The organism is Microcoleus sp. PH2017_35_SFW_U_B (assembly GCF_020737865.1).
Taxonomy (GTDB): Bacteria; Cyanobacteriota; Cyanobacteriia; order Cyanobacteriales; family Microcoleaceae; genus Microcoleus.
This window is the reverse complement of sequence record NZ_JAEQDE010000051.1, coordinates 41,612-60,853: the sequence shown is the minus strand read 5'-3', so window position 1 is coordinate 60,853 and position 19,242 is coordinate 41,612. Positions and strand designations below refer to the sequence as shown.

General features: G+C 44.3%; 25 protein-coding genes. 16 read left to right on the top strand and 9 right to left on the bottom strand.

The window, feature by feature from the left end:
* Positions 1 to 98: 98 nt before the first annotated feature.
* The 5 genes from JGK36_RS14965 (at position 99) to JGK36_RS14945 (ending at position 4,372) form a co-directional block, all read left to right on the top strand.
* Positions 99 to 2,726 carry a PAS domain S-box protein gene (locus JGK36_RS14965; protein WP_293197172.1) on the top strand — a complete coding sequence of 876 codons (2,628 nt, stop codon included), beginning with the start codon at positions 99 to 101 and terminating at the stop codon, positions 2,724 to 2,726.
* Positions 2,727 to 2,763: 37 nt separating this feature from the next.
* Positions 2,764 to 2,997, top strand: a complete 234-nt coding sequence (locus JGK36_RS14960; protein ID WP_293177024.1) for a hypothetical protein — start codon at positions 2,764 to 2,766, stop codon at positions 2,995 to 2,997.
* 231 nt (positions 2,998 to 3,228) lie between these two features.
* Positions 3,229 to 3,621, top strand: coding sequence for a response regulator (locus tag JGK36_RS14955; RefSeq protein WP_293177022.1), 393 nt, complete (start codon positions 3,229 to 3,231; stop codon positions 3,619 to 3,621).
* Positions 3,622 to 3,833: 212 nt separating this feature from the next.
* Entirely contained in the window at positions 3,834 to 4,052 is a 219-nt protein-coding gene (locus JGK36_RS14950) for a hypothetical protein (protein WP_293177020.1), read from the top strand.
* A gap of 107 nt (positions 4,053 to 4,159) precedes the next feature.
* A complete protein-coding gene (locus JGK36_RS14945; RefSeq protein WP_293146201.1) occupies positions 4,160 to 4,372 on the top strand; it encodes a hypothetical protein in 213 nt (70 codons plus the stop codon).
* A gap of 195 nt (positions 4,373 to 4,567) precedes the next feature.
* On the opposite strand, the gene JGK36_RS14940 is transcribed toward JGK36_RS14945, so the two are convergent.
* Positions 4,568 to 4,711, bottom strand: a complete 144-nt coding sequence (locus tag JGK36_RS14940; protein ID WP_325314842.1) for a chlorophyll a/b-binding protein — start codon at positions 4,709 to 4,711, stop codon at positions 4,568 to 4,570.
* A 745-nt stretch (positions 4,712 to 5,456) separates the two neighbouring features.
* On the opposite strand from JGK36_RS14940, the gene JGK36_RS14935 reads away from it, so the two are divergent.
* Together JGK36_RS14935 and rnc are read left to right on the top strand one after the other, a co-directional pair.
* Positions 5,457 to 5,954: an NYN domain-containing protein gene (locus JGK36_RS14935; RefSeq protein WP_293197174.1), complete on the top strand. Its 498-nt coding sequence runs from the start codon at positions 5,457 to 5,459 to the stop codon at positions 5,952 to 5,954.
* 150 nt (positions 5,955 to 6,104) lie between these two features.
* Entirely contained in the window at positions 6,105 to 6,818 is a 714-nt protein-coding gene (gene rnc / locus JGK36_RS14930; protein WP_293197176.1) for a ribonuclease III, read from the top strand.
* Between the two features lie 217 nt (positions 6,819 to 7,035).
* Here the strand turns inward: rnc and JGK36_RS14925 are convergent, their stop codons facing one another.
* The gene (locus JGK36_RS14925) at positions 7,036 to 7,971 is read right to left on the bottom strand and encodes a polysaccharide deacetylase family protein (protein ID WP_293146205.1); all 936 of its coding nucleotides are present in this window, start codon (positions 7,969 to 7,971) and stop codon (positions 7,036 to 7,038) included.
* Positions 7,972 to 8,373: 402 nt separating this feature from the next.
* Between JGK36_RS14925 and JGK36_RS14920 the strand changes: the two genes are divergently transcribed.
* The gene (locus JGK36_RS14920) at positions 8,374 to 8,802 is read left to right on the top strand and encodes a DUF1824 family protein (RefSeq protein ID WP_293197178.1); all 429 of its coding nucleotides are present in this window, start codon (positions 8,374 to 8,376) and stop codon (positions 8,800 to 8,802) included.
* A 173-nt stretch (positions 8,803 to 8,975) separates the two neighbouring features.
* Here the strand turns inward: JGK36_RS14920 and glgA are convergent, their stop codons facing one another.
* Positions 8,976 to 10,403 (bottom strand): glycogen synthase GlgA, encoded by a 1,428-nt coding sequence (gene glgA / locus JGK36_RS14915; RefSeq protein ID WP_293177010.1) that lies wholly within the window; start codon positions 10,401 to 10,403, stop codon positions 8,976 to 8,978.
* Positions 10,404 to 10,850: 447 nt separating this feature from the next.
* On the opposite strand from glgA, the gene JGK36_RS14910 reads away from it, so the two are divergent.
* Entirely contained in the window at positions 10,851 to 11,171 is a 321-nt protein-coding gene (locus tag JGK36_RS14910; RefSeq protein WP_293177008.1) for a hypothetical protein, read from the top strand.
* A gap of 42 nt (positions 11,172 to 11,213) precedes the next feature.
* Here the strand turns inward: JGK36_RS14910 and JGK36_RS14905 are convergent, their stop codons facing one another.
* On the bottom strand, positions 11,214 to 11,537 hold the full coding sequence (locus JGK36_RS14905) for a hypothetical protein (RefSeq protein WP_293177006.1): 324 nt from the start codon (positions 11,535 to 11,537) through the stop codon (positions 11,214 to 11,216).
* 64 nt (positions 11,538 to 11,601) lie between these two features.
* On the opposite strand from JGK36_RS14905, the gene JGK36_RS14900 reads away from it, so the two are divergent.
* The 4 genes from JGK36_RS14900 (at position 11,602) to JGK36_RS14885 (ending at position 15,918) form a co-directional block, all read left to right on the top strand.
* Positions 11,602 to 12,225 carry a COP23 domain-containing protein gene (locus JGK36_RS14900; protein WP_293197180.1) on the top strand — a complete coding sequence of 208 codons (624 nt, stop codon included), beginning with the start codon at positions 11,602 to 11,604 and terminating at the stop codon, positions 12,223 to 12,225.
* Between the two features lie 4 nt (positions 12,226 to 12,229).
* Positions 12,230 to 13,012, top strand: a complete 783-nt coding sequence (locus tag JGK36_RS14895; RefSeq protein WP_293197182.1) for a serine protease — start codon at positions 12,230 to 12,232, stop codon at positions 13,010 to 13,012.
* Between the two features lie 164 nt (positions 13,013 to 13,176).
* Entirely contained in the window at positions 13,177 to 14,082 is a 906-nt protein-coding gene (locus JGK36_RS14890; RefSeq protein WP_293177000.1) for a serine protease, read from the top strand.
* 318 nt (positions 14,083 to 14,400) lie between these two features.
* Positions 14,401 to 15,918, top strand: a complete 1,518-nt coding sequence (locus JGK36_RS14885) for a hypothetical protein (RefSeq protein ID WP_293197184.1) — start codon at positions 14,401 to 14,403, stop codon at positions 15,916 to 15,918.
* Between the two features lie 371 nt (positions 15,919 to 16,289).
* Here JGK36_RS14885 and JGK36_RS14880 read toward each other — a convergent pair whose 3' ends face one another.
* Both JGK36_RS14880 and JGK36_RS14875 read right to left on the bottom strand, forming a co-directional pair.
* Positions 16,290 to 16,712, bottom strand: a complete 423-nt coding sequence (locus JGK36_RS14880; RefSeq protein WP_293197186.1) for a retroviral-like aspartic protease — start codon at positions 16,710 to 16,712, stop codon at positions 16,290 to 16,292.
* Positions 16,705 to 16,920 (bottom strand): hypothetical protein, encoded by a 216-nt coding sequence (locus JGK36_RS14875; RefSeq protein ID WP_293197188.1) that lies wholly within the window; start codon positions 16,918 to 16,920, stop codon positions 16,705 to 16,707. The genes JGK36_RS14880 and JGK36_RS14875 overlap by 8 nt, the downstream gene beginning before the upstream one ends.
* A gap of 55 nt (positions 16,921 to 16,975) precedes the next feature.
* Here JGK36_RS14875 and JGK36_RS14870 point away from each other — a divergent pair, with 55 nt between their 5' ends.
* Positions 16,976 to 17,146, top strand: a complete 171-nt coding sequence (locus JGK36_RS14870) for a hypothetical protein (RefSeq protein WP_293176992.1) — start codon at positions 16,976 to 16,978, stop codon at positions 17,144 to 17,146.
* Here JGK36_RS14870 and JGK36_RS14865 read toward each other — a convergent pair.
* Positions 17,124 to 17,330 (bottom strand): hypothetical protein, encoded by a 207-nt coding sequence (locus JGK36_RS14865; protein WP_293191443.1) that lies wholly within the window; start codon positions 17,328 to 17,330, stop codon positions 17,124 to 17,126. The two genes, JGK36_RS14870 and JGK36_RS14865, sit on opposite strands and share 23 nt — an antisense overlap.
* A 2-nt stretch (positions 17,331 to 17,332) precedes the next feature.
* Positions 17,333 to 17,611, bottom strand: coding sequence for a hypothetical protein (locus JGK36_RS14860; RefSeq protein WP_293176988.1), 279 nt, complete (start codon positions 17,609 to 17,611; stop codon positions 17,333 to 17,335).
* A gap of 84 nt (positions 17,612 to 17,695) precedes the next feature.
* Between JGK36_RS14860 and JGK36_RS14855 the strand changes: the two genes are divergently transcribed.
* Together JGK36_RS14855 and JGK36_RS14850 are read left to right on the top strand one after the other, a co-directional pair.
* Positions 17,696 to 17,938, top strand: coding sequence for a DUF4926 domain-containing protein (locus JGK36_RS14855; protein ID WP_015176446.1), 243 nt, complete (start codon positions 17,696 to 17,698; stop codon positions 17,936 to 17,938).
* A 39-nt stretch (positions 17,939 to 17,977) separates the two neighbouring features.
* Complete coding sequence (locus tag JGK36_RS14850; RefSeq protein ID WP_293176984.1) at positions 17,978 to 18,151, top strand: hypothetical protein; 174 nt, start codon at positions 17,978 to 17,980, stop codon at positions 18,149 to 18,151.
* 84 nt (positions 18,152 to 18,235) lie between these two features.
* Here JGK36_RS14850 and JGK36_RS14845 read toward each other — a convergent pair whose 3' ends face one another.
* On the bottom strand, positions 18,236 to 19,066 hold the full coding sequence (locus JGK36_RS14845) for a S1C family serine protease (protein WP_293176982.1): 831 nt from the start codon (positions 19,064 to 19,066) through the stop codon (positions 18,236 to 18,238).
* Positions 19,067 to 19,242 lie beyond the last annotated feature (176 nt).

The window sequence follows — 19,242 nt, the reverse complement described above, 5'->3', positions numbered from 1 at the left end:
AAAGTCCTCATTACAAACCTGCGCTAGAAAATTGGTTCGTAGTAAGGAATTCAGTCCTCTGTTTTTTGAGGACTGAAGTCCTCACTACAAACCTAATAATGGGTGAATTTACTGGACATCTAATCATTAGTCATTGGGAAATCATCAAACTAATGAGCCGCATTTTGCTCTCGCTCGATCGCTACCAACAACCCTTGCAGATCGCACACCTCAACACTGAGCATGAGGTGATGCTACTCGATTGGACTTCCGAACCAAACTCAGAATTTATTCTTCCAAAAATAGCTTTTGACTTGTGCATTCTCGACGAGGCAAACTTCGATCGTATCGGGCACATGGTTGAAACATTAAAAACTGCGGTGGAGCCTAGTTTTTTACCGTTTTTGCTATTGATAAATTCCCAAACGCCGACTCTTTCCGAGCAGCAGTTTTTGCTGAGTTCCAAACAACTCGAAGGCAGAATTGATGATTTGATAGTAAGTCCCATAGATGCCAGCCAACTGCACTTGCGCGTAGAAAATTTGTTAGCTCGCAGGCAGCTATCGTTAGAACTCCACAGACTTCAACAAGTAATTAAAGAACGCACTTTTACAGAAAGTTTGTTGATCGACTCGCTGCAAACGGCAAACGAAAATTTGCAACGGGAAATCGCCAAGCGGGGAGAGGTAGAAGCTGCACTCCAAGAAAACTCCTATCTCGAATCGCTGATGAATGCCATGCCAGATATTGTCTGCTTTAAAGATGGCGAGGGCAGGTGGCAGGAGGCAAATCAAGCAATATTGGAATTGTTTGAGCTATCAGCAGATAACTACCGGAGCCTCACAGATACTCAGTTAGGAAAACTCAGCAGTTTTTACGGGGAGGCTCTACAGGCTTGCGAGGTGAGCGATCGAGCAGCGTGGGAAAAAGGTACTCTTTGTAGGGGAGAAGAAGTGGTTCCCCGATCGAACGGTACTGTAAAAATCTACGATGTAATTAAAGTACCCGTATTTCATGCCGACGGCAGACGTAAAAGTATCGTGATACTGGGCCGCGACATTACTGAATACAAGCAAGCTAGAGATGAACTCGTGCGCTTGGCGTCGATTGTCGAGTCTTCCGACGACGGCATCGTGGGCAAAACCCTCGCCGGGACAATTCAGAGCTGGAATGCAGGAGCCGAGAAGATTTACGGCTACTGCGCGCAGGAAGTCAAGGGACAGTCGATCGAGATTTTAGCAATTCCCGAACGCCCCAAGGAAATCCCCCAAATTCTGGAAAATATTCGGGCTGGAACTACGATCGACCATTACGAAACCGTACACTTGCGTAAAGACGGCGAACAGATAGATGTGTCTCTGACGATTTCTCCGATTAAAGACGCCACAGGAGCAGTAACGGGCATTTCAACTATCGCTCGCGACATCACCGATAGCAAGCGAGTTCAAAAAGCTCTCGAACAACTCCGCCACCAAACAGAAATGATTTTGTTCTCCGCAGCAGAAGGAATTTGCGGGTTGGACAAACAGGGAAAAGTAACTTTTGTCAATCCGGCGGCGGTGAGAATGGCTGGTTGCGAATCGAAGCAATGGATCGATCGACCTTTGTCTGAAAGCTTACACCGTTCGCAGGCAGAATGCTCGAAGGCGATCCTCTTCGAGGGCTGCGCTAACGAGCAAATGTCACCTGCAACAGATATCAATTCCGGCTCTCAACTTGCCCCCGAGGGCGCCACACCAACCACGGGAAAACTCTCGAACCCAGTATGTTCTCAAATTTTAGACACCTTGAGAGACGGAGAGGTTCGGCGTGTCACGGATGAGGTTTTTTGTCGGCAAGACGGCAGCAGTTTTCCAGTTGAGTACGTTGTCGCTCCGATGCGAGAACAAGGCGAAATTATTGGCGCTGTGGTGACTTTTAAAGATATCACCGATCAGCTTGCGGTCGAGCACATGAAAGATGAATTCATATCTGTTATCAGCCACGAACTGCGGACGCCCATGACTTCGATTCACGGGGCACTCGGTCTCCTCAACAGCGGCCTGCTTGAGGCTCACCCCCAGAAAGCCAAGCGGATGCTGGAGATTGCGATAGCTAATACTGACCGGTTAGTGCGCTTGATCAACGACATCCTGGATTTAGAGCGCATGGATTCTAATTACAGCACTGCCATCAAACAAACTTGCAATGTCGCGGATCTGATGTTGCAGGCGGCTGACGAGATGCAGGGAATGGCCCAGCAGGCAGGAGTTACTCTGTCTGTGAGACCTGTGAGGGCGCAATTGCTCGCTGTTCCCGATCGGCTAATTCAGGCATTGACAAATTTGCTCAGCAATGCTATAAAATTTTCGCCCGCAGGTGCTACGATTTGGCTGAGCGGTGAGTCGATCGAGCATCCGGATTTGGCAGAAAAAGCTGAGTTGAAGTCAGTGTCGTCTCCTTGTTTGTTGTCTCCCGAGACTGCCACCAATCCGCACTTACCCGTGAGTTCGGAAATCCTGATTGCGGTTAAAGACCAAGGACGCGGCATTCCGGCGGACAAGCTAGAGATGGTCTTTGAGCGCTTTCAACAGGTTGATGCTTCTGATTGTCGCCAAAAAGGAGGTACTGGTTTGGGGCTGGCTATTTGTCGCAGTATCGTGCAGCAGCACGGGGGCCGGATTTGGGTGGAGAGCATTTTGGGGGAGGGCAGCACTTTTTTCTTACGTCTGCCAGTTATGGGGGAGGGAGATGATATTCCCCATTAGGTAAATTGCATTAGCCATGACTAATGAAAAAATATTAATGCAAAAATTTTCATACCATCCTGGATGCAGAAACCAGGCTTTTTTACCAAAAGACTGGGTTGCAGGCAGCAGAAACGCTAAAAAACCAGCTTTCGAGGCGTCTGAAGTGCGTCCGGGCCAGTCATTTTTGGCAAAGACGGATTATACAGGCAGGGACGGGCAAAATCGCGATTGTCGATCGAACAGCGGATTTTTGGGGACTCCGTTGTATAGCAACGGCCAAGGCGGTTAGGACGTTCTTAATTGCTGAAACCCTTGCGCTAGATAGCTTCTATCGCGAGGAAGAAGGAAAGATTTCCTTCTTCCTTCCATCCGTTACATCCCGTACATTGCTCGTTGCCGAACTTCATTCTTCTGTACAGTTTTGCAGCTTTACTGTAAAGTCCGATCGGTAAAAAAGTTTGCTTTACAAAACATTCACATTTCGCCTCTAGTCTGTGATCAGTTCTGATTCTTAAAAAAGATGTTAATTTTGACTGCCAAACGCATCTTGGTTATTGACGATGCGGAAGATATTCGGGAAGTGGCTCAAGTCAGTCTTGAGGTGGTGGGGGGCTGGGAAGTCCTGACCGCAAGTTCTGGTCGCGAGGGTATGGCTAAGGCTCTTGCCGAACAGCCTGATGCTATTCTCCTCGACGTGATGATGCCCGACCAAGACGGGCCTACTACTTTTAAACAGTTACAAGCTAATCATGCTACCCAGCACATTCCGGTAATTTTATTGACGGCTAAGGCTCTCGCTAGCGACAGGCGGATGTTCGCAGATTTGGGGGTAGTGAGTGTGATTGCTAAGCCTTTTGAACCGATGGCTTTGGCTGCTCAGGTGGCTGAAGCTCTGGGCTGGCAGGAAGCATAGGTCGATTGTGCGCCTTAAAATCTGTGAAATCTCTAACCAAAAAAACAAATTATTTCTGCTCGGTTTTTATGCTGAATATAATCGGGCAGAATTATATTTTTTTTTGTAACAACTTACTTATCTTCATAAGTTCTTCAGGTTTAAGTTTTAATTTAAGCACATCGTCAGGAATCTATCCTGACTGTTTGCCAAAACCTTGGGAGAAGACGACTATGCCATCAGCTTACATTTTGCTACTGATAGTTTCTCTGGCAGCCGTCTGGATTTACTGGCAAACCTCTCAAGATATTTTTGTTCTTGTGGCTTTGGCCGGACTGGGTTGTTTTATTTGGGGTTTCTCTTGGGCTCCTTGGGGCGTTCAGGTTCTAATTGTGGTGTTGCTGTTGGGCATCCAAAAGTGCTACTTGTCAGACGCTCAAAGTTTGGAGTGAAAAGAGCTTTTTTATTGTTGTGCCTGGAGTAGAGATACAGCGGCATTCCTCAATCTCTGTAATCAATTGGTTTATCGATCCATATCTTAAAGAAGGTTTAAAATATCATGAATAGTTGCCCTTGTTGCTCCTCTCAATTGCTACGCCACGCTCGCCACAATCGCGTTTATTGGTTCTGCTCGCGCTGCTGGCAGGAAATGCCGGATCTGTCGGAGATGATTTTAGGTAACAGCCTGCGGACTCACAAACAAGAAGGCTTGGTGAAGCTTACTGGTTTGACTCCTAAAGCGAGAATTTTGGATTCAGTAGGAATTGCTTAGGAAAGATCGAGTTTGACTGACGATAAATATTGAGACGAAAAAGTTTTTTGATTGTGCCATCGGTTTGACTTTTTAATAAAAAATGCAAAAGTCCCTTCACTGTGAGTGAAGGGACTTATTTGCGTGCGGGCGATCGCACTTGTAAGGGGGTCGATCGCCCCCACAAATTACAGCTCTTGTATGGAGTTAAGCTGATTACATCAAACCGATTTGAGAGAGAATGCCTTGACCGGTGAGGAATTCGGTAGCTAAGCCGATCGCAAAGCCTAGCATTGCCAAACGACCGTTCCAGGTTTCAGCGAACTCGGTGAAGCCTACTTTTGCGTCTTTGTTTTCCATGACCATAAACCTCGTTGTATTTCAACCTTATGTAACTAAACTTAACATAGCGAAAGAAACATTGCAACATATTTTTACATTTATTTTTCAAATGCTGCTTGTCAGCAGGATGAATCGACGTGTAGAGGGGCTTGTGGGCGATCGCACGGGGGTGAGAAACCGGGTTTCTCCCGATATGTTCTGTGAGTAGTCGCCAAATCTCGTAGAAACGGGGTTTCACTCTTGTCGCAAGCGCGTAACTTGCGATCGGTGTCAGGTTCACGAAAATATTGCTCAGAGGTCTAAGAATGTCAGAAAAATAATTTTTACTAAATACTTGACATCAAAAATTCAAAAAGCTAGATTAAAGGCAGAGCTAAAACTAAATATCGCATTCAAAATTAAGGAATGTTGATTGAGTCGTCTTAGCTGCACGGTTGATAGAACTGTAGCAAGTTTCTAGAATCCCGTTGAGCGGAAATTAAGTCTAATGTCGTTTTAACAAGTTAATACAAGCTTGACATAAATCGAAACATTATAGAGTTAGATTTCCCTTCAACGGGCTGCTACTAAGCTCGTTACAGTTCTATCAACCCTGTAGCTAAGACGCTAATCAAATCCCTACAAAATCAAAGTGTTTTATGGTAACAGATTGTCTTGTGCCGAGATGTTCATTTTTGAGCAAATCCACAGACAACACTCCATTAATGCTAGATGCGTGATATGTCGAGGCTGTCCAGCCCACCAAATTTTAGGAATTACTCAAATGGACACTCATCGAACCTCAAATGGATTAATCTACCAACAGCAAGCTTTAGTTTCCATTTATTGGGATTATCAAAACATCCCAACCTTAAAACTATCCCCAGATTTATTGCTCTTGGCTAATAAATTTGGATATGTAGTTAACCGCAAAGTTTACGATAATTGGCAACAACAAAATAAGGCAGCACAAGTAAATTTGCGCTCTCAAAATTTTGAATGTTTTCATGTATCCCAAAACATTAAAAATGCTGTAGACTTTCATTTGTCAGCAGACTGCTTTAGTGAGGCTTCAAGTAGCCTATACCCACACACATTTATTATTGTCTCTGGAGACGGCTACGGTGAGATTTTGATTCAGAAGCTGCATGAAAAGGGGAAGAAGGTAATAATTGTTGCCCGCAAAGGTAATGATAGTCACAATCTCAAAAAGCTTGCAGATAGATTTTACTTGATCGATGAATTGCCAAAGTCGATCGAGACTTACAAAGTCACAGCATAAACAACCTCGACATTTACCCCGCCGCAGATAGCAAAAATCTAGTTTATTTGATAAACTAGATTCTCCAAACCAACCGCCATCTGCGGCTCTTTCATGTCCGCCAACATAACAACAAGAAACTCCAAAATCAATAACAATTATCAAACTCCCATGCCATCAACTAATCAAACACAAGAACTCCAAATAACGATTCCCCAATTCAAGAATGAAAAACTGCTGCGCCAAGCACTAACCCACCGTTCCTACGTCAACGAAAACCCCACATTCCGCGAAGCAGACAACGAACGCTTAGAATTTCTTGGCGATGCTTTGCTGACATTTCTCAGCGGCGAATATCTCTATCAGCGTCACCCAGAAATGGGAGAAGATCAAATGACTCGCCGCCGTTCTGCATTGGTAGATGAAAAACAATTAGCCAGATTTGCTACTGAAATCAGTTTAGACTTAAAAATGCGGCTCGGCAAAGGAGCTTATCGAGAAGGTGGAATTACTAATCCAAATTTGCTCAGCAGCACCTTTGAAGCATTCATTGGCGCTTACTATCTCGACACGGAAGATATGGACAAAGTTCGCGAGTTTGTGTGGCAAATGTTTGATTCTGTTCCCGACAATGTGGTGGAAACGCGATCGACTGTAGACTCGAAAAACCGCTTTCAAGAATGGGTACAAGCCAACGGTGACACGACTCCGCCCAAATACGTGACAGTCCAAGCAGGAGGAACGCCCCATCAGCCCGAATTTCTCGCTAAAGTTTATGTTGGAGACAAATCCTATGGAGAAGGTAAAGGCAAAAGCAAGAAAGATGCTGAGAAAAATGCGGCTGAAGATGCGTTAGCAAAGCTGAAAAAACGCGGACTGATCTAAACGTGAAAACACCGATAAAAACTACTATAGCCTTTCTCAGAAAGATGAGGTACTCATGGGCATGGGGCATCGGCCAAACAGGGCATCGGGGATACCTAACCACGATTAAGAACCGCTATAGTTTGTTTTCCAGATGACACAATAGACGCGCGCCTCAGTGGCTCTGGGGATACATCAACTCGCCCAATCAAAGAGATATAAAAACCCGAAATGCTGCCTAAAGCCACTCTTTCTTTCTCAAAGTAGAAGCTCTTTTGGCTATCCTAATTAAATCTGTAGGCGACGTATTTTTATCGACAGTGATGCGAGAGATGCGGTAGTTATTTTCCAGTCGGTTTACTCTAAATAAATGGTCATTGTACAAAAAGCCACTTAAATGATATTTAGGCAAAATATCTTCCACTTCCGAGTCTGATGCGCCGTAGGGATAGGCGATGTGAGCGCCGATAACTTTATTTTTGTCTAAATCCCCCAGACATTTTCTCAACTCTAACTTAGATTTTGCAATTTCAAATTCTAATTCTTTTCCGCTCACCTTAGTTAAGTCTTTGTGAGTAAAACCGTGTGACTGAATGTCATAAAAACCTTTTTGATATCCATCTCTTAAATCGTTGCAAGTAGTGTGTGCTAAAAAATCTTTGCCCATATCAATACCTAAAAAGTGAGGGTTGACAAATAACACAAATTTACCCTTTTCTTTGTTGGTTACAGACAACTTTTCTAATATTGGAAGTGCATTTTCATGAACGCCTTTGTAGCCGTCGTCAAAGGTTATCATGATTGGTTTTTGACCGAGATTTTTAGCGGGTATTGGCTGCGACTTGTCAATAAAGTATACGTACAAGTCTTGAGATGATAAAAACCAATAGTTTTCTTTAATTAGATATTCTAAAAATACTGACAAGTCTTGTTTGGTGTAGTTAGTGGGAAAAGCGAGCCTCCGAGGTGGTAAGTCGGCGGGATTGCGAGTGTCTACAATGTTGTGAAAACCGATTATAGGGATTCTGGTGAAGTTAGATTCTACTGTCCAGCCAGAAATACCTATACTGATGGCAAATATCACCAATAAGTAAATCAGTTTGACTTTGTGTAGCAGTCTAAAAAGAAAATTTTCCAGGAATTTTATGTTTTCTAACAATTGCTCGAAGCTCATACTTTCTTTACCAAGTTGTGTGCTTTTTACCTCTACCATTAATAGAGGCAAATTCAGCTAACTTGACATTTTTTTTGGTATTTCTTTGGAATCTAGGTAGAGTGTGGATGCCGTAAGCCGATCGCCCAAAATGCTTCCGAGAACCCAAAATGCGTTATAATCGGGGCTGGCGCGAGTGTTACGGCTGTCGATCGAGGGTTGCAATGGCAGAAATCCGTTGACCTCACCTGGATAGGGATGCAAGCCCTTGACAGGAGTCGTAAAGATTCCCCAAATTTAGACTTTGGTTGGATCTCCCAGATTCATCTATGGAGTCAATCTAAAATCTAAAATCTAAAATCTAAAATCGACTGACGAGTACCCGAGTGTCGATCGTACTTTTTGGAAATATCAGAGCAATTGATGTCTACTCAAAACCCGACTACCCTAACTGTAGAAGCAGCACAGCAAATCCTCAAAGATTTCACTTGTCTGGATATGCAATCTGTAGCATCGCCGCTGGAAAAACAGGCGCTGCGTGAAGCGATTTTGCTGGTAGCAAGTTTGTCGGATTACCAAATGCTGGGAGTTTGCGCGACTTCGACGGATGAGGGTTTTGCAGCTTTAGCAACTTATTTGAAGGCTTTGGGATATGATCCTGTTTTAGATCCAAGCGCTTTTGCTGCATTTACTGGTTCGGTTTATATTAAGTTCAATACTTTGAAGGGTTCGTATTATGTTGATGGCTATCCTGGAACTTATCGGGGCGTGTTAGTATCGTGCCAATCTTCTGAAGAAGGTGGAGTTAGCGGGACTTACGGTCATTTACCTTTGGATGTATTTGTTGATTAATTGGGAATTGGGCATTGGGCATTGGGCATTGGGCATTGGTAATTGGTAATTGGTAATTGGTGATGATGCGGACGTGAATCAACTTCACTATTACAGTTACTGTAGGGTGCGTCAGCAAATATCCTACTCATTAAAGCGACAATAACGCCTGACGCACCCTACAAAGAAAGAGATTAACCTTTACCAATGATTAATTCGGTTTCCGGTTCCGGTGCGATTTCGTCTGGTGAGATGCCGAGAATTTCGCTGTACAAGTTGACATATTTTCTGGCAGAAATGTCCCAGCCAAAATCTTCTTTCATGCCGCGCTTTTGCAGTTCTTTCCACTTATCTTTGTAGCGGAAACCTTCCCATGTTCGGATCATGCAGGTGAATAAGTCGAGGGGTTCGTAGCGATCGAAACAGTAACCTGTGCCGGTATCATTAATCGGGTCGTTGTGAGATACAGTATCGACTAAACCGCCGGTGCGGCGCACCATTGGGACGCAACCGTAGCGGAGGGCGAGCATTTGGCTGATGCCGCAGGGCTCGAAACGGCTGGGCATCAGGAAGGTGTCGCAGCCTGCGTAAATGCGGCGGGAGAGGGCGTCGTTGTAGAGTAATTGGGTGGACATTCGGCCGGGATAGCGGGCGGTCATTTGCCAGAGTTGGGTTTCGTAGTAGCGATCGCCAGTTCCGAGTACAATAAACTGAGCGTCGGTATAGGCCATGAAGCGATCGAGCATTTGAATGATCAAATCCAGCCCCTTCTGTTCTACTAGCCGCGTCACCATGCCGATTAACAGGGCATTTTTATTCACTTCCAAACCGACTTCTTCTTGCAGCGCAATTTTGTTAACTGGGCGCTTGTCAATAGTATCAACACTGAATTGTTGGTGGAGGTACTTGTCAGTTTCTGGGTTGTAAGATTCTGTATCAATTCCGTTCAAAATACCTGATACTTTGCCGCCGAGGAAAGATAGCAAACCTTCCAAAGTTTCCCCATAGGCTGGGGTTTTGATTTGTTCGGCGTAGGTGGGCGAAACTGTATTTACGCGATCGGCAAACTGTACAGCCGCAGCCATTGTATTGTGACCTTGCATATACCAAGGGCACCAAGTCATCTGATCCAAACGCCAGCGCCACGGCCCTTGATAAGCTAAATTGTGAATAGTAAAAACTGTGCTGATATCGGGGTCTTGCTTCATCCAAACAGGTATCATCCCCGTATGCCAGTCGTGACAGTGCATAATTTGTGGTTTCCAGTGATTCCAGGCAAATTCAGCGGCAGCATTGGCAAAGAAAGTGAACCGCCAATCTTCATCTACGCCGCCGTAAACCCGGCGTGGTAAGAAAGATGGATGTTGCAATAAGTATAAAGGTACATCGGTTCCCGGCAAAAGAGTTTCAAAGACGGAGAAGCTTTGGAACATGGCCGCCCCATTCCAAACAGGTTTTTTGGGAACGTCCATTTTGTCGGGGACGAAGCCGTAGTAGGGCATGAAGATGCGGACATCGTGACCCATGCGGCGCAGAAATTTAGGCAAAGCGCCGACGACATCGCCCATACCGCCCACTTTGGCTAGGGGTGCTGCTTCGGCGGATACAAATAAAATTCGCATTATTTTTTTGTGTTCCTTGGGATAGTTAGGCTAGATCAAGTTTAAATGGCGAGGGACACAATGTTAACGTGCCGTCCAAAAAACAAGTATAAATCTCTATTGTCGATGGTTAAGCAATTTTTTTAGTGCTCGGTTCAAGCATTTAGTAGAGGCTGTGAAGGAAATCTCAAATTTCTTGTCTCAAATCTCTAGTCTCAAATCGACCTTAGAGGTAGGAAGTATGGAGTTTCTGGTAGATAAGATATGTTTTGATAATTCCGATACAAATACTGGGAATTGCTAATGGCGGACGTACTGATTGCGATCGCACGTATTGTACCTGACTATGTATGAATGGCGCTGGGGGCGATGGTGTAAATTATTGTTACAAAACCTGCCAATATGCGTAAAAATAGAAGGCTTTTTCCTAAATACCTATAGAAGCTGAAGTTTGGGGAGGAAAAAGCTATGGGGTTTGTGTCAAATGATGCTGCGGGCGATCGGGCTGAGAAAGCGGGAGACAGTAATAGTAAATCTAAGTCCAGTCAGAAGGTGGAAACAGATATGCGATCGGGGCGAGAAAGTAGGGATAATCCGATTAATCTGGTTTTTGATAAAATCGAGGACATTCTGTCGGAAACTTGGGAAAAAACTGGGTTTGGAGAGGTGACTATTGAGAGTGAGAGGGAGAAGAAAAATTTGATTCGGGTAACTACTGTTAAGGGTTCGACTCATTATCGGTATTTTATTACTGATGAAGATGTTGAGGAGTGGAAGTCGAGAAGGTAAAGTGCGATCGGGCTATTACGCTAATCCGTCAGGTTAAACACGCTAACAGCTAGATTTTACGCGATATCTGTAGGGACGTGGCATTGCTGTTTCCTTACCGGGATCTGCTAAATAAATGGGGTTTTTCAACCGAGGGCGATCGCTAATAAAATTTTTGCATTGGGGTATTGATAAATAGAAGAGAATGATGTAAAATATCATTTTAGGGTTTTTCAACCCTAAAGTGCATCTAGGCTGTACGGCTGTGAGGGCTGACAGCATTAAAGTTTGAATCAACTGAATATAGGTGACATAAAACCTAGTCTGTGACGGATGTGAGTTTCGCGGGGCTGGGGAAATGGCAGCAGGCGATCCGTGCGATCGCATTTGTCACTTTTCCGGCTTGTTGTTTATTGGCAAATAATTAGTTTTTTGAGAGAAGTTAATAATCATGAGCAAATGGCAATCAATGACTGCTTTGACAGTAGGGGCGATCGCGATCGCCCTTAGCAGCGTATCTTTAAGCGCTAAACCCGCTCAAAGTCAACCGGCACCGGGACAGCGCGGTTTTTGGTGCGACAATTCAAGCGGTGTGCCGATTACGATGTATCAAAACGTACAGGGAAATCGAGAACCTTGGATTCGGTGGGTTTCTAATGATTTCTCCGGTGCTGGGTACGATCCTGCGACTCGTTGTCGCGAGGTGAGCAGTCGCCTGGAAACTTTCCGCAGTAACAAAGAGCTTAAGTTCATCACTGTAGGGCTAATGAACGGACAGCGAGTGGTTTGCACTGCCAGCCAAGTAAATGGCCGCTGCCAAGGATTGATATTTACACTGAAACCGAATCAAGATGCAGTGAAAACACTGAATAATCTCTTGGCTTGGCGGGAGGGACAAGCGGGTGCGCCTTCTCTGTCTGAAAGCAAAGACAGTATTCCGTTCATTGATGTCAGCGGCAGGTTGGGGGACGAGGGAAGTACGATCGCGCCCGTAGCTGCGCCAAAACCCGCATCAGGGCAACCGCGAGTAGCCCCCACCCAACCGAGCACTGGTGCCGGATCGCGGGAGCTTTAAGGTGATGAATTTGCGAAGACTGGGACTGACGGGAGTTTGTGCGGTTGTGCTGAGTATTTTTCCAGCTAGTTGCAGCGTTATTGCCCAACCAGTTAGCGCAAATTCTCCCGTTACTGATGCTCAAAATGCCGATGTTGAAAGGTTGGCAAAGCTAACGACGGTACGTATTTTAACGCCTGATGCTTCAGGTTCCGGGGCGATCGTCCAGCGGCAGGGTCAAGTTTACACGGTGCTGACAAATTGGCACGTTGTCGGTTTCAGCCAGCAGCATACCGCGATCGCCCCGGACGGTGAGCGTTATCGGCTGCTGGGTGCTCCGAGACAGTTGGGAAATGCGGATTTGGCGATCGTCCAATTTCGCAGTTCCAACACCTATCAAGTCGCCCAAATTAGCACTGATTTATTAAGAGTAGGAGAACCCGTATTTGCCGCCGGATTTCCGATGTATCGGGGCCGCAGTTTAACAACTACTTTCGAGCAAGGAATTCGGGCATTTAGATTTACCCAAGGTGCTGTATCGGTGCTGCCACCAAAATCCCTCGCTCAAGGATATCGTTTGGGATACACAAATGATATTGCTGTAGGGATGAGCGGCGGGCCAATTTTTAACGATCGGGGGCTTTTAATTGGGATTAATGGTCGGATGAAGAACGGCGATCCAGATTTTGGAATTTATGCCTTTGAGGATGGAACTGAGCCATCGGGAGCAATGTTGGAACTCATGGTTAATTCTAGTTGGGGAATTCCGATTAGTACCTATTTGCGTTATGCGCGAGTTTCTTTGTAGGGGCGGTGCCCCCGTGCGCGCCCTTAAATTAGGGGCAACCACGGGGGGATTGCCCCTACAAAATCCCCGAAATTTGGGGCAACCACGGAGGGATTGCCCTACAAAATTTAGAACTTGTACGCCATTATTTGACATTTTGTTTCAGATTATCAAGGGAGTTATTTATGAATTTCGGAGTTTCTCGTTTTAATTATGTTCCGGCGATCGTAGCAGGAACCGCAACAGTTGCAGCAATTATGATTAGCCAGCCTGTCATGGCAAAAACTGCTAAAGAAGTCGCTCAAATAGCAGTTCCCACTACAGTACAGATCAACAATATCCTGAGTCCAGGAGATAGTGGTTCTGGAGTAATTATTACTAAGAAAGGTAAAACATACACGGTGCTAACGGCAAATCATGTCGTGAAAAATCCTAATACTGAATTTATGATTCGGACTTCTAAGGGGAAAGAGCATAAGGTGACGGATGTCAAGGGTTTGCGGAATAATGAGAGCGGGCCGGATTTAGCAGTTGTGGTATTTGAAAGTGACGAAGAATATTCCGTTGCACCGATTAGCAATTCCGATGAAGCAACGATTGGATCGGGGGTTTATATTTCGGGATATCCTTTACCTGCGGGTGTGGGGAGTCAAGAACGAGAATATCAGTTTACCAATGGGCAAGTTACTAATGTCCGGTCAAGTAACGATCAAGGATATACGATGCGTTATGCTGCGGTGACGCGGCGGGGAATGAGTGGCGGGCCTGTTTTTGATGTTAGTGGTCGAGTGATTGGTATTCACGGACAGGGAGATACTGACGGTCTTATAGCAGTTCAAAATGAGAGTGGACAAAATACGGGAGAGGCGAAAACGGGGTTTAATTCAGCGATTCCGATTAATACTTTTGTGGGGATGATGTCGCAGGTGGGGATAGATAAATCTGCTTTTAAAATTGATAATAAACCGCCAGCTAATGTGGATGCGGAAGAGGTAAAGCCTGGGGAGGCTCAGGGTTGGTTTGGAGATTTTGGTAAAAATATTGTTAAAGATGTGATTCAACGGGGTATTCGGAGGATTTTGCCGTTTTAGGGCGTGAGGGCGATCGCTTTTATTGAGGTGGCAAAATGAGGGATGAAATTGATAATAAAACATGAATAAAATTCGTAGGGGTGGGTTCGCCGATGAATTTTGTCACCCACAGATAATCTTGATAAACCCGCCCCCACCCAACGAATAAACCCGAATAACATCCCCCACACCGTTAAATTCAATTAATTCTTTAATTTTTGCGTGGGGTGGGGGCGGGTTGACGAATTTGTCGATGGGTGTCAAATATCTTGGCGAACCCGCCCCTACAAGATTGATCGGAATGCGGATGTTTAGTTAATTGTTTACGTGAGGTAAATTATGCGTCGTATTCGTCTTTTTGCTCTGGGTATTGTCAGTTTTATTGCTGTTTTAATGAGTGCTTTGCTGGCTCCTGGTACGTTTGTCAATCGGGCTTTATCGGCTGCACTTTGTACGGTTTTTAGTTTTAATTCTACTATTTGCACGGTGAATTTAGTTAATTCGTCCGATCGGGTGGTGGCGGCGACTCCGCCTGCTGTGGAAAGGAATATTTCGGATTGGTTGGTGCAGCGAGCTCCGGGGGAATTTGATGATGCACCGAGTGTACCGCCTGGGAGTAATCCGCAAGCGCCGCCGTTTCCTCAAGATCCGGGGCCGAATCAGCCGGTGCGTCCTGATTTTGATAATCCGGGTTCGGGTTCTTCAGCAGATAGAGCCATTGAACCTGACGGGGTGACAATGACAGATGCTAGGGCTTTAAGCTCTGACACTTTTGAATTTACTCTCAGAAGCCCTGAAGATTGTATTCTTACAGCTACCTTTAAAACTGTTGATAGTGAGTCATTCTTTGAAACTGCAAGATATGTACCTTCAACTCCTGATGCTTGTGGATCTAAGACATACTCCTTTGATTTTCAAGAGCGGGGCCAGAAAATTGTTGCTACAAGTAGTTCTAATGAAATCGTGATCTTGGAAAAATTAAGCTCAAAAACAGGAAGATTAATTTATCAGGAAGAAGGGAAAAACATTCAAAAAGATTTTCCCCTTGACAGCAATTCATTCCAAAGCAAAACAAATAATGAGGTTTTACTCTCCAGTAATATAATTTTGTTGCCTCCATCACAAAAGGGTAACAAGACAAATATTGTAGCGGGTTGGACTGATAGATATACGCAATATGAAGATAAAATTGCATGTGGTACATTAAGAGGTTTATGCGATGTTGTTCCATTTATGCAAGCAGCCGCACTTATTGCAGTAGCCACAGGTATAGGTAGTTCTGTTTCACCCCTTATATTTTTGCTACATTATTTAGGATCTGTTGGCTGCTATATGGTATTCGGCGGTATTCCTCCTTTACCCTTAAATTCAGTTATTGGAAGAGGACTAAAACTAGGAAAGTTTGGACAAGACACACTCACAGCTCTTAATGTTACTAATCGCATAAGCGTTAGAACTCCTCTGGGTGCTGCTGGAATAGCTGGTGCTAAACTTCCAGGTTTTGATGGACCTTGGAAAAATCTATGCAAAAAACGTGAAAAACCTCAAGGACAGCAAACTGCACAGCAACCTCAACAACCTCCACAACAGCAGTTGAGAGCCTGTCGAGTAACAGGTGTTGAAAAGTACAATAATATGACAATGAATCGGGGAGGATGTGCTATCCAGGGACCAGTAATGACAGAAGACGGACCTGTAGATGGAAAAACTCAATGTGGTATTTGTAATACGTTTATTGGTGGATTAGCCCCACGCGCAGGATCTTGCCAGGAAGGGGTGGAAACCGATCCTAGAATTGCTTTCTTGGGTTTAAACAAGCCTATTCTTTGTCCACCTAACTGGGATAGTGGATATTGAGCGGTGGCTGTCAAATATCTTGATAAAACCGCCCCTACATGGATGGTAAAATGTGGGATACAATTGATGGTAAAATATTGAATAAAATCTGTAGGGGCGGGTTTGCCGATCAATTTTGCCACCCACCAATAATCTTGATAAACCCGCCCCCACCCAACTCATCCCACGCATTATCAAAATGATAGACTGATATTGTCCTACTGAAGATTAGACAGTTTAAATTCATCTGCTGGTGTAGCTGAGTGCAATTGTCCTTGTCTTTTCAAGTGCGATCGCTCTTTTTATCCCCTTTCAAAAAAGAGCGATCGCCTTTCTGGATGGGAAGGGCGATCGCTCTTTTGTGTGGAAGGCCGACCCCTTATAACCACCTATTAGTGAGATTGCTTAGGCGCAATTTCAAATCCTAGTTCAGATACATAAAAACAAACATCAAACTCTGCCAAAAAATTTAACCTTCCTAAAATGATGGGCATATTTCTTTGTCTAGTCCAAGCAAAAGCCAAGTTAACTGGTGCAAACCTGCTGACTGTCCCTGACAACAACAAAGCCCTAGCCTCGATATTTGCCAGATTTCCAGATAAAGAAATAACAAAGGTTTGTTCGTCCCAAACAGCCCCTAATTGTAAACCAATTTCATAAGGCAAAACATTCATGCTTGCCCCAGTATCCAGCAACCCCATCATTTCAATTGACTGGTTTCGATAGCTTAATATTATCGGTAAATAAGGCGCATAAGATACCTCGCCAAAGCGATCGAATTTAGAGGCAAAAGAGTATTTTTCACCATTAAGCATTTTGCAGTTGCTTTTGTTCCTCTAAAAACTGTGCCAATTGACGTGCTCCTTCATCGGAATTATGCAACATCTCAAAATAATTATCTTTAGACTCTAAGTTAGCCAAATCTTCTTCTTTTGCTAACTCAGAAACCAAAAATTCTATTACTCTTAATTTATCCACACGGGATAAATGACCAAGCAGAGGAAATAATTGTGCAATTGGCATAATTAAAATTTCCATTTATATTCATCTTATTCAGATTACCACCTGTTTTACGCTTTTGTCAAGCTCATCGCTTTTTTGGGGAAGTGCGATCGCCTTTCTGGAAAGAAGGGCGATCGCCCTTCTTTCCTCGTCGTTAATTTGCGGTAAAAAAAGAGCGATCGCCTTTCTGGATGCGAAGTGCGATCGCCTTTATTTATCTGGTCTTAAACACTGGCATAATGTTTAGCGATTAACTCTCTAACTAACGGTAATAACTCCAAAGGAATTTGGACAAACGCTTGATCTTTATTGTCAAACGCTGCTTCATCTTCTGCTACTGCTTCATCTTCTGACTGTCGATCGTAATGTTCGATCGTTTGGCGCACTCGTTTTTCATCCCAACTCAAGGGAAATTGATTTTGTGTTGCCATATTTACCTACCACGTTGTCGGCGTTTATAAGCACTCAAAGGTTTACCTGTTAACTCATACGCTGTTATAACAAAAGCGCTATATGACTCAGGTTCAGGAACGTAAACTATCTTAAGATAACGACCATCTATAGTTTGACCAATAGCTACCCGCGTACCTTCGCGCCCCAAACGATCCTCACCTGGCTTTCTCAGTATATCCTCAACTTCTACCTCATTAACTCCATGCTCATAGATATGAGGTAAATCAGTTTCAGGATCGATATAAAAGCGCAAATTCATACATTAATTATTTTTATTAAACAGATGAACCCCAATCAAATATAGCATAAAAATTGGCAATGTGATGTATAAGGAGCTATGAAAATGAAATTTCCCTTGTTTAAAAGAGTAGCATTACGAACCGATGTACCCAAGTACAAACTCTGTCGAGGAGATATTGCCACTATTGTTGAGCATCATCCCCACCCCGATGAGGATGGCTACAGTCTTGAAGTTTTTAATGCTTTAGGTGAAACTATAGCTGTAATTACTTTAGCTGAGTCGGAAATTGAACCGTTAATGTCTAATGAAGTTTTGCGTGTCAGAACTTTGACCGAGGCCGCATAATAAATATCCAATACTCATCGCTAGAAGGACGGCTTTTTTGTGTGTAAGGGCGATCGCTGTGAATGTATGGGAGGGAGGGCGATCGCTTTTTTGGGAGAAGGGCGATCGCTATGTATGATTAAAGTATTAGAGCTTTTAGTTGAAGAATATCAGGGAGACGGTACATCTCTCCCAAAACCTAAGACGATCGCAAAAAACCTACTATTTGCTTGAACCGTCGTTTGAGCCGATCGCCCTTTTCACATCTTTTCACAAAAAGTGCGATCGCCCGAATCACAGATTACCGACAACTAGCGACTATTCCTCATCAGGTTCACCCTCAAAAGTTTCTTCAAATCCAGCCAAGAAGTCATCCAATGCAACGGAGGCGATCGCCAAATTAATAGTATCAGCATCTTCCAACCCCCACGTATTCACCCCAACCACTTGACCGGCCATATTAATCAAGGGCCCGCCCGAATTTGCCGGATTAATCGCCGCATCCGTTTGCAACACCTTCACCTCGGCAATCTCATCCTCATCATCCTCGCCCACCTCATACTCTTCCGGTTCGCGAATTGCACTAATAATACCTTGAGTTACAGTTGCAGCAAACTGTCCCATAGGATTGCCCACAGCAATTACCCGATCGCCCACTTTGACATCAAAAGACAATTCTAGGGGAGGATATTCTTCGGGAGACTCCACTTGTTCCCCTGTTGCCGGATCGATGATAAAACCAGTAATCAACAGCAATGCTAAATCCTCTTCCGCATTACCTGTAAATACCACCTCTGCCATTCTCAACTTTCCGTCGTAAGTTTCCACTAAAACCTGTTCGACTTCATCTTCCTCGTAGAAGTAATCTTCATCGGCAATATCTTCGATAACGTGATAGTTAGTGACAATTACGTCAGGAGATACAAAAAAGCCGCTCCCGGAAGAAATTTCTTCTCCTGTATCCCAATCCATCACGTAAACTGAAACTACGGAAGGCAAGACTTGCTCGACGACATCGGAAAAGTTTCCTGTCTGAGTTTTAAACTCTTTCAATTGCTGCTGCAAAGCTTTCCGATCTGCCTGCATTTTGCGATAAAGTTGCTGAACTTTTGCCAATTCTAGCTTTAATTGAGTTTCCTGAGCGCTCATATTTTGCATTTCCCTGAAATAGGTTGTTGATTTATTGTCGATGTTTGATTGGAGATTTTGGATTGTATATTGACAATGATAGGGCTGATGCAAAGAAACCCAGTTGCTACGAAAAATCCTGGGCTTTACAGCAAGGTATCTATCCATAAACCGGGCTTCTCAACATCCTGCGGAGC